Source organism: Lysinibacillus sp. KCTC 33748, assembly GCF_002237755.1.
GTDB lineage: Bacteria > Bacillota > Bacilli > Bacillales_A > Planococcaceae > Lysinibacillus.
In genome coordinates, this window is record NZ_MWSJ01000007.1 from 40,524 (window position 1) to 61,572 (window position 21,049).

Here is a 21,049-nt window from a genome sequence, read left to right on the forward strand (position 1 = left end):
ATTGTATCTGTCGCTACATAAACATACCGAAAGTGGTCTGGCCACTTTTGAACATTGACTCTAGCTTACAAAATAACTGTTAAAAAGTAAAGAAAAAACTGCATAAAAAATTTATGCAGTTTCTAATATTTTCTTCAATTTCATATTCTTTTCGTCGCTTGCGCATGTTTTACTTTCACTTGAGGTTTACCAAAGCGTCTTTCAAGTGTCCCCTCAATGTAAAGCAATTCATCTTCAAGTAACAGCTCTTGAACAAGATGAAAAACCTGAGGGAATAAGGTTACAGATATTGCTCCAAACTCATCCTGAAGCTGAACAAAGGCCATTTGCTCACCTTTTTTTGTGCGTATTTTTTTCACTTCTTCTATCATGCCAAGCATTTTGACATACGTTCCGTCACGCGCTTGTTTTAACTCTCTGCACGTACTATTTACCTCATTCCAAAAAGCTCTTTCCTCTGTAACCGGATGGGCTGATATATAAAAACCAAGACTTTCCTTTTCACGTAGCAATTTTTCCTTTTGTGGCATCGCTTCTGCTTCCATATACTTTGGCTTACCAAAGCTAAAGGTAGTAGTCGATTCAATATCAATATCCTCAGTTGGTCTTAGCAGTTCTGCATGCTTCAAAGCTGCCTCCAATGTCGCTATCAGTACCGCACGATCTTTATCTAAATAATCGAGAGCCCCCGCGAAAATTAAAGACTCCATTACTTTTGGTTTAAAATGCTGTGCGCTTAATGCAACTGCCATGTCAAATATATTATCCAATGCTTCTGGCTTCGCCTGGCGTAAGGCGTATACTTTCTCTATAAATGTATAAGGAACACCCTTTATTCCGGACAAGCTGTAGCGAATTCCATCCTTCTCAACAGTAAAGAATTTTGTACTTTGTTTTAATGATGGCGGGTAAAACGAAATTCCTTTCTCTTTTGCCTCATTCTCAAGTTGCAGAATTTTTTCCACATTTCCTGTTGCATTTGATAATAACGCAGAATAAAAACTTTGCGGGAAATGTGCCTTTAAATAGGCCATTTGGTAGGAGATAACGCTATATGCGACAGCATGGCTTTTAGGAAAACCGTAGTCTGCAAAGCGTACAATTAATGCATACACTTCTTCCGCCACATGGACGTCAAAGCCTTGCTTCATTGCTCCATCTACAAATGCGGTACGTTGCTCTTCTAATACTTGACGATTTTTTTTACTTACCGCTCGACGCAATAAATCCGCTTGTCCCATTGTAAATCCAGCCATCACCGAGGCAATTTGCATGATCTGTTCTTGATAAACTATGACACCAAATGTCTCTCGTAAAATGGGCTCTAATGCCGGATGAGGCATAGTAACCGATTCCCTTCCCGCTTTCCGTCTAGCATACATCGGAATAAAATCCATTGGACCAGGGCGATACAACGCATTGACTGCTACTATATCTAAAAAATGGGTTGGCTGAATATCACTTAAAGCTTGCTTCATACCTTCCGATTCTAATTGGAAAATCCCTAATGTATCTCCCATTTGAAGAAGTTGAAATGTTTTTTCATCTTGCATCGGTATAAGCTCAAACTCTATCCAAGGACCACCGGATTTATAAATTGACCAACGCACTTGCTCTAAAATTGTCAGGTTGCGCAATCCTAAAAAATCCATTTTGACAAGTCCACAGGCTTCTACATCTCCCATCGGCCATTGCGTACAATAAATTCCATCATGCCCTTCTTCAATCGGTATCGTATTAACTAATGGAGAAGGTGACAGCACAATTCCTGCCGCATGAGTGGAAGAATTTCTTGGCACCCCTTCAAGTTTTAACGCCACCTCTAACCAACGACGATGTTTTTCATCCTCAGCTAACCAGCCTTGTAAGCCTTGTGATTCGGCTACTGCTTTTTGCAATGTTATTCCTGGTTTATTGGGAATCATTTTCGAGATTTTCTCTAACGTTTCAGCGTCAAAACCAAAAACACGCGCAACATCTCTAGCTACTGCCTTTGCAGATAAAGTGCCAAACGTAATAATTTGCGCCACATTTGCCTTGCCATATTTCTGAGCGACATAATGGATTACTTTTTGTCTTTTACTGTCGACAAAGTCGATATCGATATCCGGCAGTGTAACACGTTCCGGGTTTAAAAATCGTTCGAATAATAAGCCATAAACTAATGGATCTACTTGCGTAATAGATAAGCTATAAGCTACAAGAGAACTTGCTGATGAACCACGACCAGGACCTGTTAAAATACGATTTTCTTTAGCAAAGTGCATAAAGTCTGCAACAATTAAAAAATAATCTGCAAAGCCCATTGAACAAATAATCTCAAGCTCGTATTGAAGCCGCTCCTGATAAACTTTAGGAATCTCTGCTTGCTTTAATCGTTCTGCCAATCCTGCAAAAGTCTCTTTGACAAGCAAGCTTTCGGCTGTTTCACCTGTAGGAACAGGAAATTTAGGCATTTGAACGTGCATTTCAGGAATTTCCGCCGTACAGCTCGCTAGCATCGTTGCACTAGATGCTAGCCATTCTGGATGATCAGCAAACCAGCTTCGCCATTCCTCTTCTGTCGGAGCGAAATATCCTTGTAAATGAGCTGATTGCATTGTATCAGTAAGCTTTTCACCTGAATCTATCGCTCTTGCAACCTCAAAGGCGAAATGATCTTCTGGTCGTAAAAAATAACAGCTTTGGGAGGCAACTAACGTTATATTCATAGTTTCACACCACGTCACAAACGTTTCTTCTTTTTCGGCTTTCATTCCTGCTGGTCTTGCAATTCCCATAAATAAATGCTTGCCAAATACCTTGTTTAAAGCACTTGCTACTTCTGTCCAATCCTCAGTTTCTACTAAATCATCCGAAGAAAGTAATGCCACACAGCCCGCCGCATATCCTTCAAGCCATTTCCACGGAAGCGTATTATCCTCTCTTATCGAAACTGCACTACTAATCTTTAAAAGATGCTGGTAGCCTTCTTGCGTCTGAGCATACAGCACAATTGGAACCTTTCTATCTTGCCACTGTACGTTTATCGAGAGCCCTAATACAGCATGAATATTCGCTTGCTGCAATGCTTTACAAAAAGGCAAAAGCCCGTACAATTTTGAATTGACGATTGCACAGGCCTGAGTATTTTGCTCTTGTAAAAAAGGGATCAATTGCTCAAGCCGAATCGTACTTTGCAATAAATCCGCACTCGTATGCATTTTCGTATATACATGTGTCAAATGAATCCCTTCCTTTCTAGGTATGAAAAAATGTTTATCGATACGCCTTACAAATTTCCTGTAATCTCGTTATAACACGCTCTGCTTCTTCCCATGAATAAGCTGTAGCTCCTGAAGCGAGCGGATGTCCACCACCGTTAAATTCCTTCGCCAAAGTGTTAATAACAGGGCCTTTTGAGCGTAAACGCACACGAATTTGATCGACCTCTTCAATGAAGACCACCCATGCACAAATACCTTTCACACTTCCAAGACAGCCAACTAACAGGGATGCCTCTGACGGTACAACATTGAATTCTGCTAGCAATTCCTTTGTCAGCTTGATATGTGCTGCTCCGTACTCATCCATTTTGAAATTTTGATAAATATAGCCCTGTAAATTTAATAGCTTTTGCTCCATTTCATACATTCCATCGAAAATTTGATTTCGATCAAAATCATATGAAACAAGCTCCCCTGCAATTTTAAACGTTTTTGCGGTCGTGCTAGGGAATTGGAAACGTCCTGTATCTCCTACAATACCAGCAAATAATAATCTTGCGGAGGCATCTGGTAGAATCCAGTTGGCTACTTGTTTCCCTTCCTCAAAGAGCTCATAAATCATTTCACTACAAGAGCTCGCATTCGTATCTACCCATAGTAAATCACCATACGCATCGTCATTTGGATGATGATCTATTTTAATAATCGTTTTACCTTTTATATAGCGTTGATCGTCCACACGTTCTGTATTTGCCGTATCTGTCACAATAACTAAAGCATTATCGTAAATTTCATCTGTAATGTCATCGGGATTTACTAAAAATGATAATGATTCATCATGCTCACCTACAGCAAAAACTTTCTTTTCCGGATAATTTGCTAAAATAAGCTCTTTTAAGCCTTGCTGAGATCCATAAGCGTCTGGATCTGGTCGCACATGGCGATGAATAATGATTGTTTCATATGAAGCAATTGTGTCGATGATTTGTCTTTTCAAATTAATTTCCCCCAACTTGATAGTAATAACCGTTAGCATTTTTCTTCAATAATCGTTACAATAATGACTAGTTATGCTAGGAGGTTTACTATGCTCAATTTAATATTTGTATTTACAATAATCATATCATTTGTGTTTTATTTTTATTTTAAAACAAAACAGTTTCGTTCTTCATTACCAATCGCTAAAAATTGGTACAAGAGTAAAGCCAATGTAAGTTTCGGTGCATTTATTCTTTTGTTTGGTTTAAACCAAGCTTATTTATTCCCAGGGTTATTTACATTTATTATTGTAGCAATTCTTGTCGTTTTAGGCATCTTTGTTATTGTCGAAAACACTAAAAAGGTTCGTCACTACGGTCAATTTGTTGAAGAAGAGTACCGTATTAACCGATAAATAATCAATTATGCCTCGGCATAATTCCATGACACCCGCTGAAAGAAATGAAAGGGATGGTCTAGCATGTACCCTAGACCATCCCTTTTTCTGTTTTCTTAACGTTCCAGTAGTTGGAACATCATCATTGCCTTCCCAACAAGCATTTGTTGATTAAACACTTCGAAGTCCATTTTCACAAACTTACGACTCATGTCTAATATTCGAGGCTTTACAGTAAGTGTGCTTTCCATTTGCACAGGTTTGATGAAATAAATCGTCATGTTTTCGGCAACTGCATCTCCACGTTTACGACGCTTTAATGAGAATGAACCAACTTCCGCTAGCAAAGTTGTAAATGCTCCATAAGAAATTGCCCCGTATTGGTTGGTCATTTGAGGAGTTACTTTAAATTCTACGATTAATTCTTCATCGCCAAGCACCTTCATCTCATTTTTCACTAAATCATCAATCGTTTCACCATGCTGAGGTTGTCTTTGAGCAAGCTGAAGCGCCTTTAGTACATCTTGTCGACTAATTACACCTTGCAAAATATTATCATCATCGACAATTGGTAACAGGTCAATCCCTTCCCAAATCATACGATGCCCTGCAGAAGCAACACTCATTTTCATCGATCCAGCAATCGGATTTTTCGTCATAACTTTTTCAATAAACTCGTTTTCTTCGCGACCGATAACGTCTTTTACTGTAATCATCCCAACAAGCTTATTGTTTGCTGTCACAACAGGAAATGCACCATGAGTTGTTCGTTCATTTAGCTTGTGGAAATGTTGAATTGTTTCATCATTTCGAAGAACAGAAGTATCAGTCATCGGCACAAAAATATCTTCAATAAATAAAATATCTTTTTTAATTAATTGGTCATAAATTGCGCGGTTAATCATTGTTGCCACAGTAAAGGTATCATAGCTTGTTGAAATGATCGGTAAGTCCAAGGAATCTGCAAGTAATTTGTTTTCCTCAGTTGTATCAAAGCCCCCTGTAATTAAAACAGCTGCACCAGCTCGAAGTGCATTTTCATGCGCTTTAAAACGGTTACCAACGATCAGCAAGCTTCCTGCATCTGTATAACGCATCATATCTTCTAATTGCATGGCACCAATAACAAATTTCGTTAACGTTTTATGTAGACCTGTTTTTCCACCTAAAACTTGGCCATCTACAATATTTACAATTTCTGCGAAGGTTAATCGCTCAATATTTTCTTTCTTTTTCTTCTCAATACGAATTGTTCCAACACGTTCAATAGAGCTTACTAAACGACGATTTTCCGCTTCTTTAATAGCACGGTATGCCGTTCCTTCACTCACCTGCATTTCCTTTGCAATTTGACGTACTGAAATTTTATCACCAACGGGTAATGATTCGATGTATTGTAAAATTCTCTCATGTTTTGTAGACAAAATATCACCTATTTCTCAATCATCAATTCTGCTCTTAGTGTACCATATTTTTTATAAAAATATTTAATATAAAGTGATGAATTTGTTATACTTTCCCCATCGTTTCAACTACGCACGTGGTGCCAACTCATATAGTACAGCAGTGTCGCTGATTAGGAACAGTTTACTTTTTCACCCGCTTTTAAAATTTGAACCTCTGCATTTTGCACTAAATCCGCAAAAATTTGTGGATCCTGCTCGATTGGTGGGAATGTATTGTAATGAACTGGTACGACAATTTTCGGCTTCAAAAATGACACGGCACAAGCTGCGTCTTCTGGACCCATCGTAAAATTATCACCAATTGGTAAAAATGCAATGTCAATAGGATGGCGTTCTCCAATTAGTTTCATATCACTAAACAAAGCTGTATCCCCTGCATGATAAATTGTTAATCCTTCGATAAATAGTAAAATTCCAGCAGGCATTCCCATATAAATAATTTCGTTATTTTCAGTTACATATGACGAACCGTGGAAAGCTTGCGTAAACTTCACTTTACCAAAATCAAATTCCTTGGCTCCCCCTATATGCATCGGGTGCACTTTCACTCCTTGCCAAGAAATCCAATTGGCTAACTCGTTTGGCGCAATGACAAGTGCATCTTTTTTCTTTGCAAGCTCCACTGTATCACCAACATGATCATTATGACCATGTGTAAGTAAGATTATATCCGGTGCTTCCTCAGCAACCTTTAAATCTGTTTGTCCATTCCCATTAATGAATGGATCTACCAAGATTGTTTTCCCATTTGATTGAATTTTGACAACAGAATGTCCATGATAACTAATTTCCATTTACGTTTCCTCCCTGCGGTACATATTGTTCTACACCATTTTTATTCGCTATCCATGCGATTTTTCCCTTTTTTTGATATGCTTGTACAGAGAATAATAGATTCTTTCCCAACAAAGCATACCTTGTGGGAAGACATTTATTCATTTGTACAAAAATGAAGCATCGAATTAGAGTTATAAATCGCTCAAAAGTCGAAGCCTCATCCCGGTTAAGCTATTAGTTTAGCCAAGCACATGGAAATTTTTCAGTGCAATAAGAGGAGGAACTGTTTATGTCAAAGGTTAAAGAAATTCAAAGTTATTTACAACAAAACCAAATTGATGCCGCTTTCGTAACGACACCAGACAATGTTTTTTACGTTTCAGGCTTTAAAAGTGATCCACATGAGAGATTGCTAGGCGTGATGATTTTTAAAGAGGCAGAACCTTTTTTAATTTGTCCAAAAATGGAGATCCCAGATGCGAAGGATGCAGGTTGGTCTTATGAAGTCATCGGCCACCAAGATACTGAAAATTCAATGGAAGTTCTTGCACAAGCGATAAAAGCTCGTAATGTTAATCCACAAACGTTTGCTATTGAAAAAGGTCAACTTATTGTAGAGCGTTTAGAAGCTCTACAACAATCATTTCCACAGGCAAGTTTTGTCCGCCTTGATGAAAAAATCAATGCTATGCGCGTAATTAAAGAGGCAAATGAATTAGAAAAATTACGTAAAGCCGCTGCACTAGCTGACTATGCTATTGAAATCGGCTGTAAAGAAATCGCAGAAGGCAAAACAGAAATGGAAATCTTAACAGCAATAGAAAGTGCTATTCAGGATAAAGGCTGCAAGATGTCCTTTGAGACAATGGTATTGAGCGGTCCAAAAACAGCCTCTCCACATGGTAAACCAGGTGCTCGAAAAATAGAAAAAGGCGATATGATCTTATTCGACCTTGGCGTAATTTACGATGGTTATTGTTCTGACATTACACGTACAGTTGCCTTTGGTGAACCTAGTGAAGCACAAAAGGAAATTTACAACACAGTACTATCTGCTAACACAAATGCTATTGCAGCTGTGAAGCCAGGTGTTCGTGCAATGGATTTAGATAAGATCGCTCGTGATACTATTACTGAAGCAGGCTATGGCGATTATTTCACACACCGACTTGGTCATGGACTCGGCATTTCTGTACATGAATTCCCATCTGTTACAGGCGCAAATGAAATGACTATGGAAGAAGGCATGGTCTTTACAATTGAGCCAGGCATCTATAAGTCCGATGTGACAGGTGTCCGTATTGAAGATGATGTAGTAGTAACAAAAGATGGCGTAGAAATACTTACAAAATTCCCGAAAGATTTGATTGTACTGTAAGTTTATTTAAGGAAAAGGAAGGAAGCAACCAACATGGTGCTTCCTCTTTTAGTTTAAAGTACGCTCTCCGGCAAAACGAGTGGTTGATTTCCGTTCCAGCTGGGCGCTTTCCTGAGGGCGTTCGATGAGCCGCTTGGGCCAACAGATGTTTTTTACGCGAAGGCGTAGTGCTAACGAAGCGGCAGCAGAGGGTTTTGATTGTGCGAAAGCGCAGCGACAGCAACAAAGCGAGTAGCTTGGAACGGAAATCAACCCTCGTTTTGCTAAGGGAATAGTTTTTCAACAACATAAAAAGGAAGCACCCATAATTAAACACGGTGCTTCCTTTTATTACTTTATTTATTGAATTAATTCATCAACATTTACATATGGCAACCCTTGAGAATCTGCAACAGCCTTGTAAGCAAGATGTCCATCAATTGTATTAACACCTAGTTTCAATGCAGCGTTTTCAACACATGCTTGTCTATAACCCTTGTTAGCAATTTGAAGTGCATAAGGAATTGTATTATTTGTTAAAGCAATTGTTGATGTACGTGGTACAGCTCCTGGCATATTCGCTACTGCATAATGCACAACTCCATGTTTTACATAAGTTGGATTATCATGTGTCGTCACTCGATCAGATGACGCAAAAATACCGCCTTGGTCAATAGCAATATCGACTACTACTGAGCCTGGTTGCATTGACTGAATCATTTCCTCAGAAACTAGCTTTGGTGCTTTCGCTCCAGGAATTAAAACAGCTCCAACTACTAAATCTGAGTTTTTCACTGATTCTGCAATATTATATGGATTAGACATTAATGTTTGTACATCACGGCCAAATAAATCTTCTAATTGACGTAAACGCTCTGGGCTTAAATCAATTACCGTTACATCAGCACCCATTCCGACAGCTATTTTCGCCGCGTTTGTTCCAGCTATACCGCCACCGATCACTGTAACTTTACCACGTGGTACACCTGATACGCCGCCTAGTAAAATACCTTTACCTTCATGATTTTTCTCTAAGAATTGTGCACCAATTTGTGTTGCCATTTTACCAGCAACTTCACTCATTGGTGTTAAAAGCGGTAAAGAACCATTTGTTAATTGCACAGTTTCATAAGCAATGCCTACAACTTTTTTATTTAAAAGTGCCTGCGTTAATTCAAGCTCTGGCGCTAAATGTAAATAAGTAAATAAGATTTGACCTTCATAGAAGTAATCGTATTCTGACGCTACAGGTTCTTTTACTTTCATAATCATTTCTTGCGCCCATGCTTCTTTTGCCGTATCAACAATATGAGCGCCTGCAGCAACATAGTCTGCATCTGTAAAGCTTGAGCCTAAACCTGCTCCCGTTTCAATGAACACTTCATGACCTGAATTTGTTAATGTAACAACCCCTGCTGGTGTCATGGCTACACGATTTTCATTGTTTTTAATCTCTTTTGGAATACCAATCTTCATCTTCCCTATCCCCTTCCATTACCTAAAAAATAAGCACATATTGTTACATACTCTTCGATGTATTGATGCACCCCTTGCATTTCCATATTACCAAACATAAACAAAAAATGCTTTAATTAAAATAATAATAGATAAAATTAAAAATATTTTTATAATGCTAAATATTCAAATTAATAAAGTGGTAATTTTCCTACAATTATCTTTCTTCCAGGATGACATTTATTAAAACATATTCCCTTTATTAGTTAATAAGAGTGAAGGTTGTACAGCTCTTTGGAGTTCGCAGCACCTTAGAGGAATGTGAATCTCCTATGTTATGATGATTAACTGAATCACTGTAAACGTCTTCATTTTTTCACATTTTTTCTTCCGGAAAGTATTTCCTTTAGAAAATCATTTGGTATAATCAACATATACAAATCAGGGAGGTAATACAAATGGCTAATAAATATAAAAGCATTGTAGTTGCAGTAGACGGTTCGAAGGAAGCTGAATACGCTTTCCGTAAATCAATTGACGTAGCAAAACGTAACGATGGTGCTGTATTAAATTTAGTAAATGTTATTGATACACGTTCTTTCGCTGCTATTGAAGCATATGACCGTTCAATTGCAGAGCGTGCTCAAGCATTCTCTGAAGAGCTACTAAATGGTTACAAAAAGCAAGCTGAAGAAGAAGGCTTAACAAATATTAACCTTGTAATTGAATATGGCTCACCAAAAAATATCATTACAAAAGAGCTTTCTAAAATTGTAGACGCAGACTTAATTATCTGTGGTGCAACTGGTCTAAATGCAGTAGAACGCTTCCTAATCGGTTCAGTATCTGAAGCGATTGTACGCTCAGCTAAATGTGACGTACTTGTTATCCGCACACCTGAAAATTAATTTTGTATTACATAAAAGGTATCCAATATTAGATACCTTTTTCTTGTTGTTGAAAAATTAATATGTGAATGGGATTAAAGTTCTTATTAAATAAAGTATGGCTCTCTGGTAAAAAACGAGGGGGTTGATTTCCGTTACGACTGGGCGCTTTGTTGCTGCCGCTACGTTAGCACTAGGGAACATAAAATTTTCTCTTTTTTCTATTAGGAAGTCTTAAGCTGAATCTTTTTAGTATTAATTATAATTAATACTATTTCGGCTTAACTTTTTCACCTATTCTAGGGTGTGAAAACTCAGGGTGAAAACCAACAGTTGTTCATTGATACATATTTTATTATAGATAAACTAAAAGGTATCCAATTTCGGATACCTTTTTTACTTATTTCCCTTCTTGCCACATCTTCACTTTTTCAAAGAACATAGCTAGAGCTTGTTTATTTTGCATATTTGGTACTTTTGCTAATAGCACCTCTTTTGGGGCTTTGAAATCCTTACCTTGTTTTTGTAAAATGACAATGCTCTTTTCTAGTGCTTTATTGGCGAACATTGTATCTGGCAATTGTATAATTGCTTGAATCCAAGCATGCTTTTGAATGTATTTATGCAGTTGTTTCGATTGCTCAGATTCAAAGAGATGCGTTGGTGCAAGGAAAAATAAATAGCCTCCATCCTTCGTGTAGTTAATGGATTGCTCAATAAATAAATGATGCGCATAGCTCAACCCTTCTGAAGGGCACAGCTCATAGTCTAATGCGATATCTTCATTCGGATAATATCCCACTGGTAAATCACAAACAATAGCATCTGCAGGACTTACTAATAAATCTTGTAACGCATCTTGACGGTATAAGGAAACAGGCTGCTCTGTCAAATCAGCTGTAGCAGCAGCTATACGAATAAGCAGTTCATCAACCTCTACACCTGTTGCCTCTATTTTCTCGTCTAATAAGTTCATAACTGTTAGGAGTAAATTCCCTGTACCTACTGCTGGATCTAAAATCGAAATTTTTTCGGTTTTTAGACGATCTGCAAATAGTTGCTCCACAAAATAACCAACTAATAACCCAAGAGTATCTGGTGTCATCTGATGATTCGGCTGAGAGCCTTTTCGCATTCCCTTTAAAACAGCAATTTGAATCGCTTTGCGCACATCTTCCTTCGTAGCACCTTCTTGTGAAAAATCAACTTCCCCACCTAGCCATGCCTCTAAGCCATCTAGAATACCCTCTAGCAATGTAATATTATGTTCTTTTTCTATCTTTTCAGCATGTTCATTTAGCATACCAAACAACTTCTCGATGTTTTCCATACACAACTTCCTTTCACGCAGAAAAGAGCCGTGACAAAAACTTGTCACAGCCCCTTTGTCTAGTAATATCTTAGCCTAAAATCAATAAATTATGCTAGTGCTTTGACAGCTGCAATTGCCGCTTCATAGTTTGGATGGTCTGTTGCTTCAGGAACATATTCCACATATGTCACTTTGTCATTTGCATCCACAACAAATACTGCGCGTGTTAGAAGACGTAACTCTTGAATATAGACACCATATGCTTCACCAAATGACAGGTCACGGTGATCTGAAACTGTTTGAACAGCATCAATACCTGCTGCACCACACCAACGTTTTTGAGCGAATGGAAGGTCAACAGATACTGTATAGATTACTACATTATCACCTAAGCCAGCTGCTGCTTCATTAAAACGACGTGTTTGTGCATCGCATACACCAGTATCCAATGATGGTACCACGCTAAATAAACGAATTTTCCCCTCTGAATCTTTTAATGTAACAGGTGATAGGTCATTCGCTAATATAGAGAAATCTGGTGCTTGATCTCCAACCTTTACTTCGTTCCCTACAAGTGTTACTTGACCATTTTTAAATGTTACTTGTGCCATATAAACGCCTCCTAATCATCATATGTACTTAATATTACTAAATGGAGGGAATTAATTGCAACTGAGACAGCTTATCAAAAATATTTTTGAAAAATCTTTTCGCACCTATTCAGCCATGTTTACTTAAGGTTGCACCTTTTTCCAAGTTCATTAAAATAATGTAGGGTTGATTTTCCAACTAACTAATGATGTCTCCCCCAAATAATATGGCTTATCACCCTAATACGAAGTTGATCTCCAACACTTTGCAAAAGCTTTAACTTATTCAACCTATAATACATTACCTAATATTATAAAAAAGCAGGAACTTTGATTTTCGACATTATTTCCCAGGAAATTAATGATGCTTGATAAAATGGATTTTTTCTTGCTCTCGTAATTCGACACGACGAATTTTGCCTGATGAGGTCTTTGGCAGCTCAGTAACAAACTCAATCTTACGAGGGTATTTATATGGGGCTGTTAAAGTTTTTACATGGCTTTGTAGTTTTTTTATAAGTGTTTCATTACCAACTTCTCCTTCACAGAGCACAACAAACGCCTTCACGAGATTTCCACGAATCTCATCTGGACTTGCAACAACGGCAGTTTCTTTCACTGCAGGATGCTTCAACAACGCATCTTCTACCTCAAATGGTCCAATCGTATACCCAGACGAAATAATGACATCATCCCCGCGTCCTTCAAACCAAAAATAACCATCATTATCTTTGTATGCACGATCTCCGGTAATATACCAATCGCCTCTAAATTGTAAATTTGTCCGTTCTGGATCGTTTAAATATTTTTTAAATAACGCGGGCGTTTCACAGTGTACAGCAATATCTCCAATTTCCCCAACCGCAACAGGATTTCCAAGATCATTTATAATTTCAACAGTATTACCCGGAGTAGGTTTGCCCATTGATCCCATTCTAGACTCCATCCCTACCATTGTACCAACAAGTAATGTATTCTCTGTTTGTCCATAGCCATCTCGTACTTGTAAATTATAAACTTCGGAAAATACTTTTATCACTTCACTATTTAAAGGTTCACCCGCTGACACAGCCTGACGTATTGTACTTACATTAAAATCTTGTAAATTTTCAAGACTCGCCATAAATCGATATTCGGTTGGTGTGCAACACAGAATATTAATATTGAATTTTTCAATCAGTGTAAAGTAAGTTGCCGCATCAAAGTGACCTTTGTAAACAAATGCTGTTGCACCACTTCCTAAAGTAGCGAGGAACGGACTCCAAATCCATTTTTGCCAGCCTGGAGCTGCTGTTCCCCAAACAATGTCACCCTCTTGAACACCTAACCAATTTGGTGCAGTAGTTCGCAAGTGTGCGTAACCCCAGCTATGTGTATGTACCGCTGCCTTTGGATTGCCTGTTGTACCACTTGTATATGCTAAAAATGCAATGTCTGTACTCTTAGTTGGAGTAGAGCTTATATAAGATGTTGGTTGGCTATGCATTCTTTCAAGCAACGGTTGCCAAGGTTCATGTGCATGACCAATGACAAATTGCTTTATTGCTTGTAAATTTTCCACATTATCAAATTGTTCAATATAAGGCTCAAATGCAACAACTCCTTTTGCATCGGCATGATTGATTCGATATTCAATATCTTTAGTTCTCAGCATTTCTGAACTAGGTATAATAGTTAAACCTGCCTTCAAAGCTGCAATATACACGATATATGCTTCCACTGATCTCGGTACCATGACTAAAATAACATCGCCTTTTTTTAAACCTTGGGAGGTAAATACATGTGCTGCCTGATTCGCCTTTTCAAGTAAAGTTGTATATGTTAAGTACTGAATTTCCTCGTCTTCGCTATAAACTAATAATGCATTTTTCGTAGGATCCTGTGCATATTTTTCAATTTCTTCTGAAATGTTATACCATTCTGGTGCGATTAAATCTTCTCTTTTCATGGCAATTGCCCCCTTTTGTTACGCCCATTATAAAACTCAATTTTTATCATTTTCAATTGAATTCACTCTAATTCATTAAAGTCGTGACAACTATCATGCTCCGCTATATGGCATCAGTCACGTATTGCTTCTATTCATTTCAAATTGGCGTAATCGTCGCTTTCGTACAGAGTTGCTGAATGAAAATAAAAAACTCCCTATTGAACGCGAATGAATAATATGGTACATTTTGGTCAACTAAAAGCATGATTGCAGGGGGACTCATTAAGAGTTGAGAAGGTAAAACCTGACCCTTTGAACCTGTTAGTTAATACTGACGTAGGGAGCAATTCACATCGACTTACTGATGAAAGGCTCTTTTACGTGTTTTTTGCACGAAAAAGGGCCTTTTTTGCACGCTTACGTCCATCCAACGAGGAGGACTTAAATTGATTTTCCAAACGATCCGTAAACAAAATCCACTTATTCATTGCATAACGAATTATGTGGTTGCTAATTTCCAAGCAAATGGCTTATTAGCAATAGGCGCTTCTCCAGTCATGGCTGATGACGGTCATGAGGTTGAAGAAATGGTCACAATCGCCTCAGGCTTATTGATCAATATTGGGACCCTTAATGAGCGAATGAAAGAATCCATGTTACTTGCAGGGAAAAAAGCAAATATTCTTGGCATTCCGGTTGTTTTAGATCCTGTTGCAGCCGGTGCAACGACTTACCGGAAACAAACGGTACAGCAATTATTGGAGGAAATAAAATTTGCGGCGATTCGATGCAATATCGGAGAGCTTGCAGCAATTGCCAATGTAGACTGGCAACAAAAAGGCGTAGATAGTGGTAGTGGTTCAATTTCTTTAGAAATGGAGGCACAAAAAATAGCTCAGCAATACAATTGTATTGTTATTGTGACCGGTGAAAAGGATTTTATTACTGACGGCAAACTTCAGCAATGGGTTACAGGTGGAAATTCGCAAATGACAGAAGTTACTGGAACAGGCTGCTTATTGAGTGCAATATGTTGTGCCTCTATCACCGCAGGAGATCAACCATTTGACCAATTACTAGAAACATTATCACTTTATAAAAAATTAGCAGAAAAAGCCGCTTCTTCTACTCGATTCATTGGCGATTTTCAAATAGCTGTATTGAATGAACTACATCGCCTTTCAAAGGAAGGTGAAGAATAATGCATACTGTAACGACAATTGCCGGTTCAGATAGTGGCGGCGGTGCAGGTATACAAGCTGATTTAAAAACATTCCAGGAATTAAAAGTATTTGGAACGTCTGTCATTACAGCTTTAACGGCCCAGAATACTTTGGGTGTATCAGATGTTTTACCAATTGAAGTGAGCTTTGTTGAAAAACAACTGAAAGCGCTAATCGAGGATTTTTCAATTAGTGCTATTAAAACAGGAATGTTGTTTTCCTCCGAAATCATCCAATCAATTGCACATATTTTAGCCGAAGTAAATATTCCACTTATTGTAGATCCTGTTATGATTGCAAAAGGTGGCGAAAGCTTATTACAGCAAGAAGCAATTGAGGCATTACGAAATTATTTGCTACCTTTAGCAACAATTGTAACACCTAACATTCCTGAGGCCGAAACCCTTTCTGGAAGAAAAATTAATTCTATAGCAGATATTAAAGAAGTAGCCCAGATTTTATTACAGACAGGTGTTCAATGCGTCGTTATGAAAGGCGGTCATTTAGAGGATATATGTCATGCTACTGATTATGTATTTTTTCAAGATGGTGGATCATTTTCTATGCAATCTACTCGTATTGCAACAGCAAACACGCATGGTACAGGCTGTACATTTTCCGCTGCATTAACTGCTTTTCTTGGCCTTGGGCTACCTATAGAAAAGGCAATTGAGGAAGCTAAAAAATTTATTCAATTAGCAATAACTCATGATTTATCTATTGGGAATGGCCATGGTCCAACAAATCATTTTGCTTATCAACAGTATAAGGATTCCTGCGAGGTGATCATACATGAAACGTGACGATTTACAGCTATATTTTATTATGGGTACAGGTAATGTTTTCAATCAGGAGCCAATAATTGTATTAGAAAAAGCTCTCCAATCCGGAATTACTATGTTTCAATACCGTGAAAAAGGGCCAAATACCCTTACTGGACGAGCCTATGAAAATTTTGCTCGTAAATGTCAAAAGCTCTGTCAACAGTATCATGTTCCATTTATTATTAATGATGATGTAGAGCTAGCTATAAAACTTAGAGCAGATGGTGTTCATATTGGCCAAGAAGATTTTCCTGTGTCAATGGTACGTAAAAAAATTGGCAACATGATACTAGGTGTTTCTGTTCATTCTCAAGCGGAATTAATAACTGCTTTACAATATGGTGCTGACTATGTAGGAATTGGTCCAATTTTTTCAACTACTTCTAAAAGTGACGCCAAACCGCCTAGTGGCACTGAATTTTTACAGCAAGTTCGCGGACAATACCCAGAGCTGCCTATCGTTGCAATTGGAGGCATAAACTGCTCGAATACACATACGGTATTTAAAGCAGGTGCAGATGGAATAGCAGTTATTTCCGCAATTTGCGAAAGTGAAGATATTTCGAATACAGTCTCTACATTTAAAGCATTTGTAGGATAAATTGAAACTTTTAATCAGGGGGCGTCTTTCAATCGGGTTTTTAAATTACTGCCCGTTAATACGGGATAAAAAATAAACATTTTAAACAAACTAAAACCAGTGCCTTTTACGGTCACTGGTTTTAATTTTAATAATTGCTAATTAAGCAATTATTGGTTGTTCGGCATACCTTTTAATTGAGATTCTGCCATTTGTACAAGACGTTTAGTGATTTCACCGCCAACGGAACCGTTAGCACGAGCTGAAGCGTCAGCTCCTAATTGAACACCAAATTCTTGTGCAATTTCGTATTTCATTTGATCAAGTGCGCGCTCTACACCAGGTACAGCAAGTTGATTTGAACTGCGGTTGTTGTTGTTTGCCATGTGTTTCTCACCTCCTTGTGAATATAGAATGTGCGATTTTAGATTTTTAATACAAAAATATTTCAGGTAAATTGTACCTCAGAAGGAAATGGACTAAAAAAGCCGACTCAAAATGTACTTTTGAGTCGGCTCTTATGAATTCGCAAGGTTCTTCTATAAAAGATCCGCAAATTTATCGGCATCTTGTTCTTTTTTCGGGAAAATGTAAACTTCACGGTTTTTCACTGCTCGTTCGATGAGTTCATCAAAATCCGAGAAGCTTTCGTAATGCTCAACCTTTTCAAGCTTTGGCTTTGTTTTTGGACTTGCAGGAGTAAAAATTGTACAGCAGTCTTCAAATGGCTGAATAGACGTTTCGTATGTGCCAATTTTCTCAGCAATATCGATAATTTCTAATTTATCTGATGAGATTAATGGACGTAAAATCGGTGTGTTCGTTACTGCATTAATAGCTGTAAGGCTTTCAAGAGTTTGACTCGCTACTTGCCCAAGACTTTCACCTGTAACTATAGCTAGTGCACCAATGTCTTCACGTACTTTGTCAGCAACTTTTAGCATCATACGACGAGTAGTTGTCATCGATACATTAGATGGTACTTTTTCTTTAATAAGAACTTGAATTTCAGTGAAAGGAATAACGTGTAAACGTATACTCGCTCCGAATTTCGTTAATTCATTAGCAAGTACCTTTACTTTTTCCAATGAGTTTTGGCTTGTGTATGGTGGGCTAAAGAAGTGAATCGCTTCTAAGCGCACTCCTCGTTTCATCATTAAATAACCGGCAACTGGGCTATCGATACCACCTGAAAGCATTAATAAAGATTTACCATTCGAGCCTACAGGCATTCCACCTGCACCCGGAATAACTTGCGCCATCATATATGTTGCATCATGACGCACCTCTACGCGAAGTTCGATATCAGGCTTCTTCACCTTTACTGATAAATTTTGATATTGTGGTAATACATGACCACCAATTTCGCGTTGAATGGCATGTGATTCTAACGGGAATGTTTTATCTGTGCGCTTTACTTCTACTTTAAATGTAAGCTGCTCATTTTTAAATGTATCCATAATTGTTATGGCTAGTTTTTTCATGGCTTCGATATCTTTTTCACATGCAGCCACAGGACTAAATGATTGAATACCAAAAATTTTAGGTAAACCTTTTAATAGTACGTCCATTTGTGCTTCATCTTGAATGGCTATAAACATTCGATCACGCTCTGTGCGAATGTGTAAATGTCCTAAATCCGCAAACGCATGACGAATGTTCTCTCGTAAACGACGAATAAAATCCATCTTGTTGCGACCTTTTGTAGAAAGCTCTCCATATCGAATTAAAATTTCTTTCCAAATCATTTTTAAAATTCTCCTTTTAGTTCCGTCAATACTTCATCTAATACTTGTTTAAACTTTACAATATCTTCATTTGTTACATGTGCGCCAAAACTTATACGAATAACACCATTTTTAAAATGCTCATCGATATTTAGAGCTTCAACAACATGACTTGTTTTTGTCTGTTTCGATGAACATGCGCTCGATGTCGATACAATTACATTACGTTTTTGCAATGCATTGATAATGACTTCACCTTTTAAGTCGCGAATACTAAAAGATAAAATATGTGCAGCTCCTTTTGGTGTTGATAAAATATGCACTTCATCTCCATATCCACGTAATTGAGTGCATATTTCTTCATACCATTGACGATATTTTTTTGCACGGTCATTCATCGTCTCTATCGCTATTCGAGCTGCTTTTGATAAGGCTACAGCTTGCGGTACAGCTACTGTTCCGCTACGCAAACCAAATTCCTGCCCTCCGCCAAGTGCATACGGTTGCCATTTCATTTTTTTACGGAATGCGAGTACACCTGAACCTTTAAAGCCATGAATTTTATGACCAGAAATTGAAATACAGTCTGGACCCTCGTCATCGTTAAATGATATCGGTAACTTCCCGAAGCTTTGTATAGCGTCTACGTGAAAAGCTGCACGACTCGATTCATGAATAATTTTTGCAGCTTCAAAAATTGGTTGAATCGCGCCCATTTCATTATTTACATGCATCATACTTACTAAAATGGTATCCTTCCGCACTTTTGCGCGAAGCTCCTCTAAAGAAATAACTCCGTTTTCATCTACTTGCAAGTATTCCACATCAAAACCGTCTTGCTCAAGCTGCTTCACAGATTCTAGGACAGATGGATGTTCAATTTCAGTTGTTAAAATATGATTTCCTTTATGTGTGTTGCTACGTGCTAAACCAAATATAGCCGTGTTATTGGATTCAGTACCACCTGATGTAAATAGCACATTTTTTGCTTCTGTATGCAAAATATCTGCTACTTGCTCACGTGCACGCATTAATAATTCATTTGATTCAACACCCATTGCATGAATGGAAGCAGGATTGGCATAATACTGCTCATTCACTACCATAAATGCTTGCATAACCTCTTTTATAGGTTTTGTTGTTGCACTGTTGTCTAAATAGATTGTATTAACTTCCATTATTATCACACACTTTCAAAACGTTGATTTAACGGTATTTATCATAACGCAATCTTCAGCGATTGACTACTAACTTTAACAATTATCCTAATTTAATCACCTATTTGTTTGCTTTTAATGTGAAAAACCACCCTTTTTAGAGTGGCATCTTAAAGACTTGCTATGAACGTTTCTAACTAAAAATTAAGCAGCAAAAAAATTTGATTTCTGCATTGTTAGGCTCATCACCCTAACGTGTAGTTGATTTCCGTTCCTGGGCGCTTTGTAGCTGCCGCTTTGCTTTCGCTACAGAAAACATTTGTTGTAGCTGCCGCTTCGCTTTCGCACAGTTAAAACATTTGTTGCTTTCGCTAATCCCCGAGGAGTCGCCCAGTCGTAACGAAGATCAACTTATACACATAGCATGTTTTTTTAATGTCACCCTCTACTTTCAGTAAAAGCTAACGCTGCTATATTTAACTATATTGTAAGCTAATTTCACACTAGTAGTTCAAGAAAAACAAGCAATCCCACAAATTTTTCTTAATTGACTGGCTGATTCATTAAGCTTTCTCCATTGTTATAAATTCAGTTGAAGCTGTGAAATTCATAACTTTTTTAAAGCCTAATTTTTCATATAGGTGAATGGCTCTTGTATTAAAGGTAGCTACTGTTAAACGAAGAGGACAATTTTTTTCTTGTTGTAGATGATTTAAAACAAATGAAAAAAACTCTGCACCATCCCCTTTTCCTGTTAACTCAGGCTTCATCCCTATTCCAATATCAATGCATTCGTCTATATATGCACCATAGTCATGTCCTTTAGGTACTTGTGCAGATGTTCCTGTACAGAAAAAACCGACTAGCTCTTCTTGATCATTGACAATAGAATAATACGGACTTTCAAGAAATTCTTTTAGAGATTCGTCGCAAAGTTCATTGTTGTAAAAATCATATGGTTCTTCATATTTCCAATTTAATATATCAGTCGCATGCATTTCATTCATTTCCCGACTATAAAATTGCATGTTGAACACCTCTATTTTTCATCATTTCGAATCAAAAATAATTAAAGTCTCCGCCTCATTTGATGTTCCATCTTTAGCTTTTATATCTACAACGAGGGGGTGATTTCCGTTCCAGCAGGGCGCTTACTTCGTATCTTAATAAAAAGCTGTCTAAA

General features: G+C 37.7%; 18 protein-coding genes and 1 riboswitch. Of the genes, 6 read left to right on the forward strand and 12 right to left on the reverse strand.

The window, feature by feature from the left end:
• Nucleotides 1–140 precede the first annotated feature (140 nt).
• Entirely contained in the window at nt 141–3,224 is a 3,084-nt protein-coding gene (gene dnaE / locus B1B04_RS11440) for a DNA polymerase III subunit alpha (protein WP_079561599.1), read from the reverse strand.
• Between the two features lie 34 nt (nt 3,225–3,258).
• A complete protein-coding gene (locus tag B1B04_RS11445) occupies nt 3,259–4,203 on the reverse strand; it encodes a DHH family phosphoesterase (protein ID WP_094075097.1) in 945 nt (314 codons plus the stop codon).
• A 90-nt stretch (nt 4,204–4,293) separates the two neighbouring features.
• Here B1B04_RS11445 and B1B04_RS11450 point away from each other — a divergent pair, with 90 nt between their 5' ends.
• Nucleotides 4,294–4,599 (forward strand): YtpI family protein, encoded by a 306-nt coding sequence (locus tag B1B04_RS11450; protein ID WP_079561601.1) that lies wholly within the window; start codon nt 4,294–4,296, stop codon nt 4,597–4,599.
• 98 nt (nt 4,600–4,697) lie between these two features.
• Here the strand turns inward: B1B04_RS11450 and B1B04_RS11455 are convergent, their stop codons facing one another.
• A complete protein-coding gene (locus tag B1B04_RS11455) occupies nt 4,698–6,005 on the reverse strand; it encodes a DRTGG domain-containing protein (protein ID WP_079561602.1) in 1,308 nt (435 codons plus the stop codon).
• A 152-nt stretch (nt 6,006–6,157) separates the two neighbouring features.
• Complete coding sequence (locus tag B1B04_RS11460) at nt 6,158–6,841, reverse strand: metal-dependent hydrolase (RefSeq protein WP_079561603.1); 684 nt, start codon at nt 6,839–6,841, stop codon at nt 6,158–6,160.
• 272 nt (nt 6,842–7,113) lie between these two features.
• On the opposite strand from B1B04_RS11460, the gene B1B04_RS11465 reads away from it, so the two are divergent.
• Entirely contained in the window at nt 7,114–8,202 is a 1,089-nt protein-coding gene (locus tag B1B04_RS11465; RefSeq protein ID WP_079561604.1) for a M24 family metallopeptidase, read from the forward strand.
• Between the two features lie 339 nt (nt 8,203–8,541).
• Here the strand turns inward: B1B04_RS11465 and ald are convergent, their stop codons facing one another.
• Nucleotides 8,542–9,657 (reverse strand): alanine dehydrogenase, encoded by a 1,116-nt coding sequence (gene ald / locus B1B04_RS11470; protein ID WP_079561605.1) that lies wholly within the window; start codon nt 9,655–9,657, stop codon nt 8,542–8,544.
• A 437-nt stretch (nt 9,658–10,094) separates the two neighbouring features.
• Here ald and B1B04_RS11475 point away from each other — a divergent pair, with 437 nt between their 5' ends.
• Entirely contained in the window at nt 10,095–10,544 is a 450-nt protein-coding gene (locus tag B1B04_RS11475) for a universal stress protein (RefSeq protein WP_079561606.1), read from the forward strand.
• 379 nt (nt 10,545–10,923) lie between these two features.
• Here the strand turns inward: B1B04_RS11475 and B1B04_RS11480 are convergent, their stop codons facing one another.
• The 3 genes from B1B04_RS11480 to mbcS all read right to left on the reverse strand — a co-directional run bounded on the left by B1B04_RS11480 (nt 10,924) and on the right by mbcS (nt 14,373).
• Nucleotides 10,924–11,853, reverse strand: coding sequence for a class I SAM-dependent methyltransferase (locus tag B1B04_RS11480; protein ID WP_079561607.1), 930 nt, complete (start codon nt 11,851–11,853; stop codon nt 10,924–10,926).
• An 89-nt stretch (nt 11,854–11,942) separates the two neighbouring features.
• Nucleotides 11,943–12,446: a thiol peroxidase gene (gene tpx / locus B1B04_RS11485; protein WP_079561608.1), complete on the reverse strand. Its 504-nt coding sequence runs from the start codon at nt 12,444–12,446 to the stop codon at nt 11,943–11,945.
• Nucleotides 12,447–12,783: 337 nt separating this feature from the next.
• The gene (mbcS, locus tag B1B04_RS11490; protein WP_079561609.1) at nt 12,784–14,373 is read right to left on the reverse strand and encodes an acyl-CoA synthetase MbcS; all 1,590 of its coding nucleotides are present in this window, start codon (nt 14,371–14,373) and stop codon (nt 12,784–12,786) included.
• A 243-nt stretch (nt 14,374–14,616) separates the two neighbouring features.
• A riboswitch (TPP riboswitch) is annotated at nt 14,617–14,715 on the forward strand.
• 86 nt (nt 14,716–14,801) lie between these two features.
• On the opposite strand from mbcS, the gene thiM reads away from it, so the two are divergent.
• Genes thiM through thiE form a run of 3 tightly spaced genes read left to right on the forward strand, consistent with a single transcriptional unit; the run spans nt 14,802 to nt 17,003 of the window.
• Entirely contained in the window at nt 14,802–15,557 is a 756-nt protein-coding gene (thiM, locus tag B1B04_RS11495; protein ID WP_079561610.1) for a hydroxyethylthiazole kinase, read from the forward strand.
• Nucleotides 15,557–16,381 (forward strand): bifunctional hydroxymethylpyrimidine kinase/phosphomethylpyrimidine kinase, encoded by an 825-nt coding sequence (gene thiD / locus B1B04_RS11500; RefSeq protein WP_079561611.1) that lies wholly within the window; start codon nt 15,557–15,559, stop codon nt 16,379–16,381. The genes thiM and thiD overlap by 1 nt, the downstream gene beginning before the upstream one ends.
• Nucleotides 16,371–17,003, forward strand: coding sequence for a thiamine phosphate synthase (gene thiE, locus B1B04_RS11505; RefSeq protein WP_079561612.1), 633 nt, complete (start codon nt 16,371–16,373; stop codon nt 17,001–17,003). Before thiD ends, thiE begins: the two co-directional genes overlap by 11 nt.
• 149 nt (nt 17,004–17,152) lie before the next feature.
• Here the strand turns inward: thiE and B1B04_RS11510 are convergent, their stop codons facing one another.
• From B1B04_RS11510 to B1B04_RS11525, 4 genes are all read right to left on the reverse strand, one after another.
• Nucleotides 17,153–17,368, reverse strand: coding sequence for an alpha/beta-type small acid-soluble spore protein (locus B1B04_RS11510; protein ID WP_079561613.1), 216 nt, complete (start codon nt 17,366–17,368; stop codon nt 17,153–17,155).
• A 153-nt stretch (nt 17,369–17,521) separates the two neighbouring features.
• Complete coding sequence (thiI, locus tag B1B04_RS11515) at nt 17,522–18,730, reverse strand: tRNA uracil 4-sulfurtransferase ThiI (RefSeq protein ID WP_079561614.1); 1,209 nt, start codon at nt 18,728–18,730, stop codon at nt 17,522–17,524.
• A gap of 2 nt (nt 18,731–18,732) precedes the next feature.
• Complete coding sequence (locus tag B1B04_RS11520) at nt 18,733–19,887, reverse strand: cysteine desulfurase family protein (RefSeq protein ID WP_079561615.1); 1,155 nt, start codon at nt 19,885–19,887, stop codon at nt 18,733–18,735.
• Nucleotides 19,888–20,429: 542 nt separating this feature from the next.
• Complete coding sequence (locus B1B04_RS11525) at nt 20,430–20,894, reverse strand: GNAT family N-acetyltransferase (protein ID WP_079561616.1); 465 nt, start codon at nt 20,892–20,894, stop codon at nt 20,430–20,432.
• Between the last annotated feature and the right edge of the window lie 155 nt (nt 20,895–21,049).

Excerpts from the sequence above, each read along its gene's own strand:
- B1B04_RS11510 (WP_079561613.1), bottom strand. The coding sequence starts at position 17,368 with ATGGCAAACAACAACAACCGCAGTTCAAATCAACTTGCTGTACCTGGT.
- B1B04_RS11450 (WP_079561601.1), top strand. The coding sequence starts at position 4,294 with ATGCTCAATTTAATATTTGTATTTACAATAATCATATCATTTGTGTTT.
- ald (WP_079561605.1), bottom strand. The coding sequence starts at position 9,657 with ATGAAGATTGGTATTCCAAAAGAGATTAAAAACAATGAAAATCGTGTA.
- B1B04_RS11480 (WP_079561607.1), bottom strand. The coding sequence starts at position 11,853 with ATGGAAAACATCGAGAAGTTGTTTGGTATGCTAAATGAACATGCTGAA.
- B1B04_RS11525 (WP_079561616.1), bottom strand. The coding sequence starts at position 20,894 with ATGCAATTTTATAGTCGGGAAATGAATGAAATGCATGCGACTGATATA.
- B1B04_RS11520 (WP_079561615.1), bottom strand. The coding sequence starts at position 19,887 with ATGGAAGTTAATACAATCTATTTAGACAACAGTGCAACAACAAAACCT.
- mbcS (WP_079561609.1), bottom strand. The coding sequence starts at position 14,373 with ATGAAAAGAGAAGATTTAATCGCACCAGAATGGTATAACATTTCAGAA.
- B1B04_RS11460 (WP_079561603.1), bottom strand. The coding sequence starts at position 6,841 with ATGGAAATTAGTTATCATGGACATTCTGTTGTCAAAATTCAATCAAAT.
- thiI (WP_079561614.1), bottom strand. The coding sequence starts at position 18,730 with ATGATTTGGAAAGAAATTTTAATTCGATATGGAGAGCTTTCTACAAAA.
- B1B04_RS11475 (WP_079561606.1), top strand. The coding sequence starts at position 10,095 with ATGGCTAATAAATATAAAAGCATTGTAGTTGCAGTAGACGGTTCGAAG.
- thiD (WP_079561611.1), top strand. The coding sequence starts at position 15,557 with ATGCATACTGTAACGACAATTGCCGGTTCAGATAGTGGCGGCGGTGCA.
- B1B04_RS11465 (WP_079561604.1), top strand. The coding sequence starts at position 7,114 with ATGTCAAAGGTTAAAGAAATTCAAAGTTATTTACAACAAAACCAAATT.
- tpx (WP_079561608.1), bottom strand. The coding sequence starts at position 12,446 with ATGGCACAAGTAACATTTAAAAATGGTCAAGTAACACTTGTAGGGAAC.
- thiE (WP_079561612.1), top strand. The coding sequence starts at position 16,371 with ATGAAACGTGACGATTTACAGCTATATTTTATTATGGGTACAGGTAAT.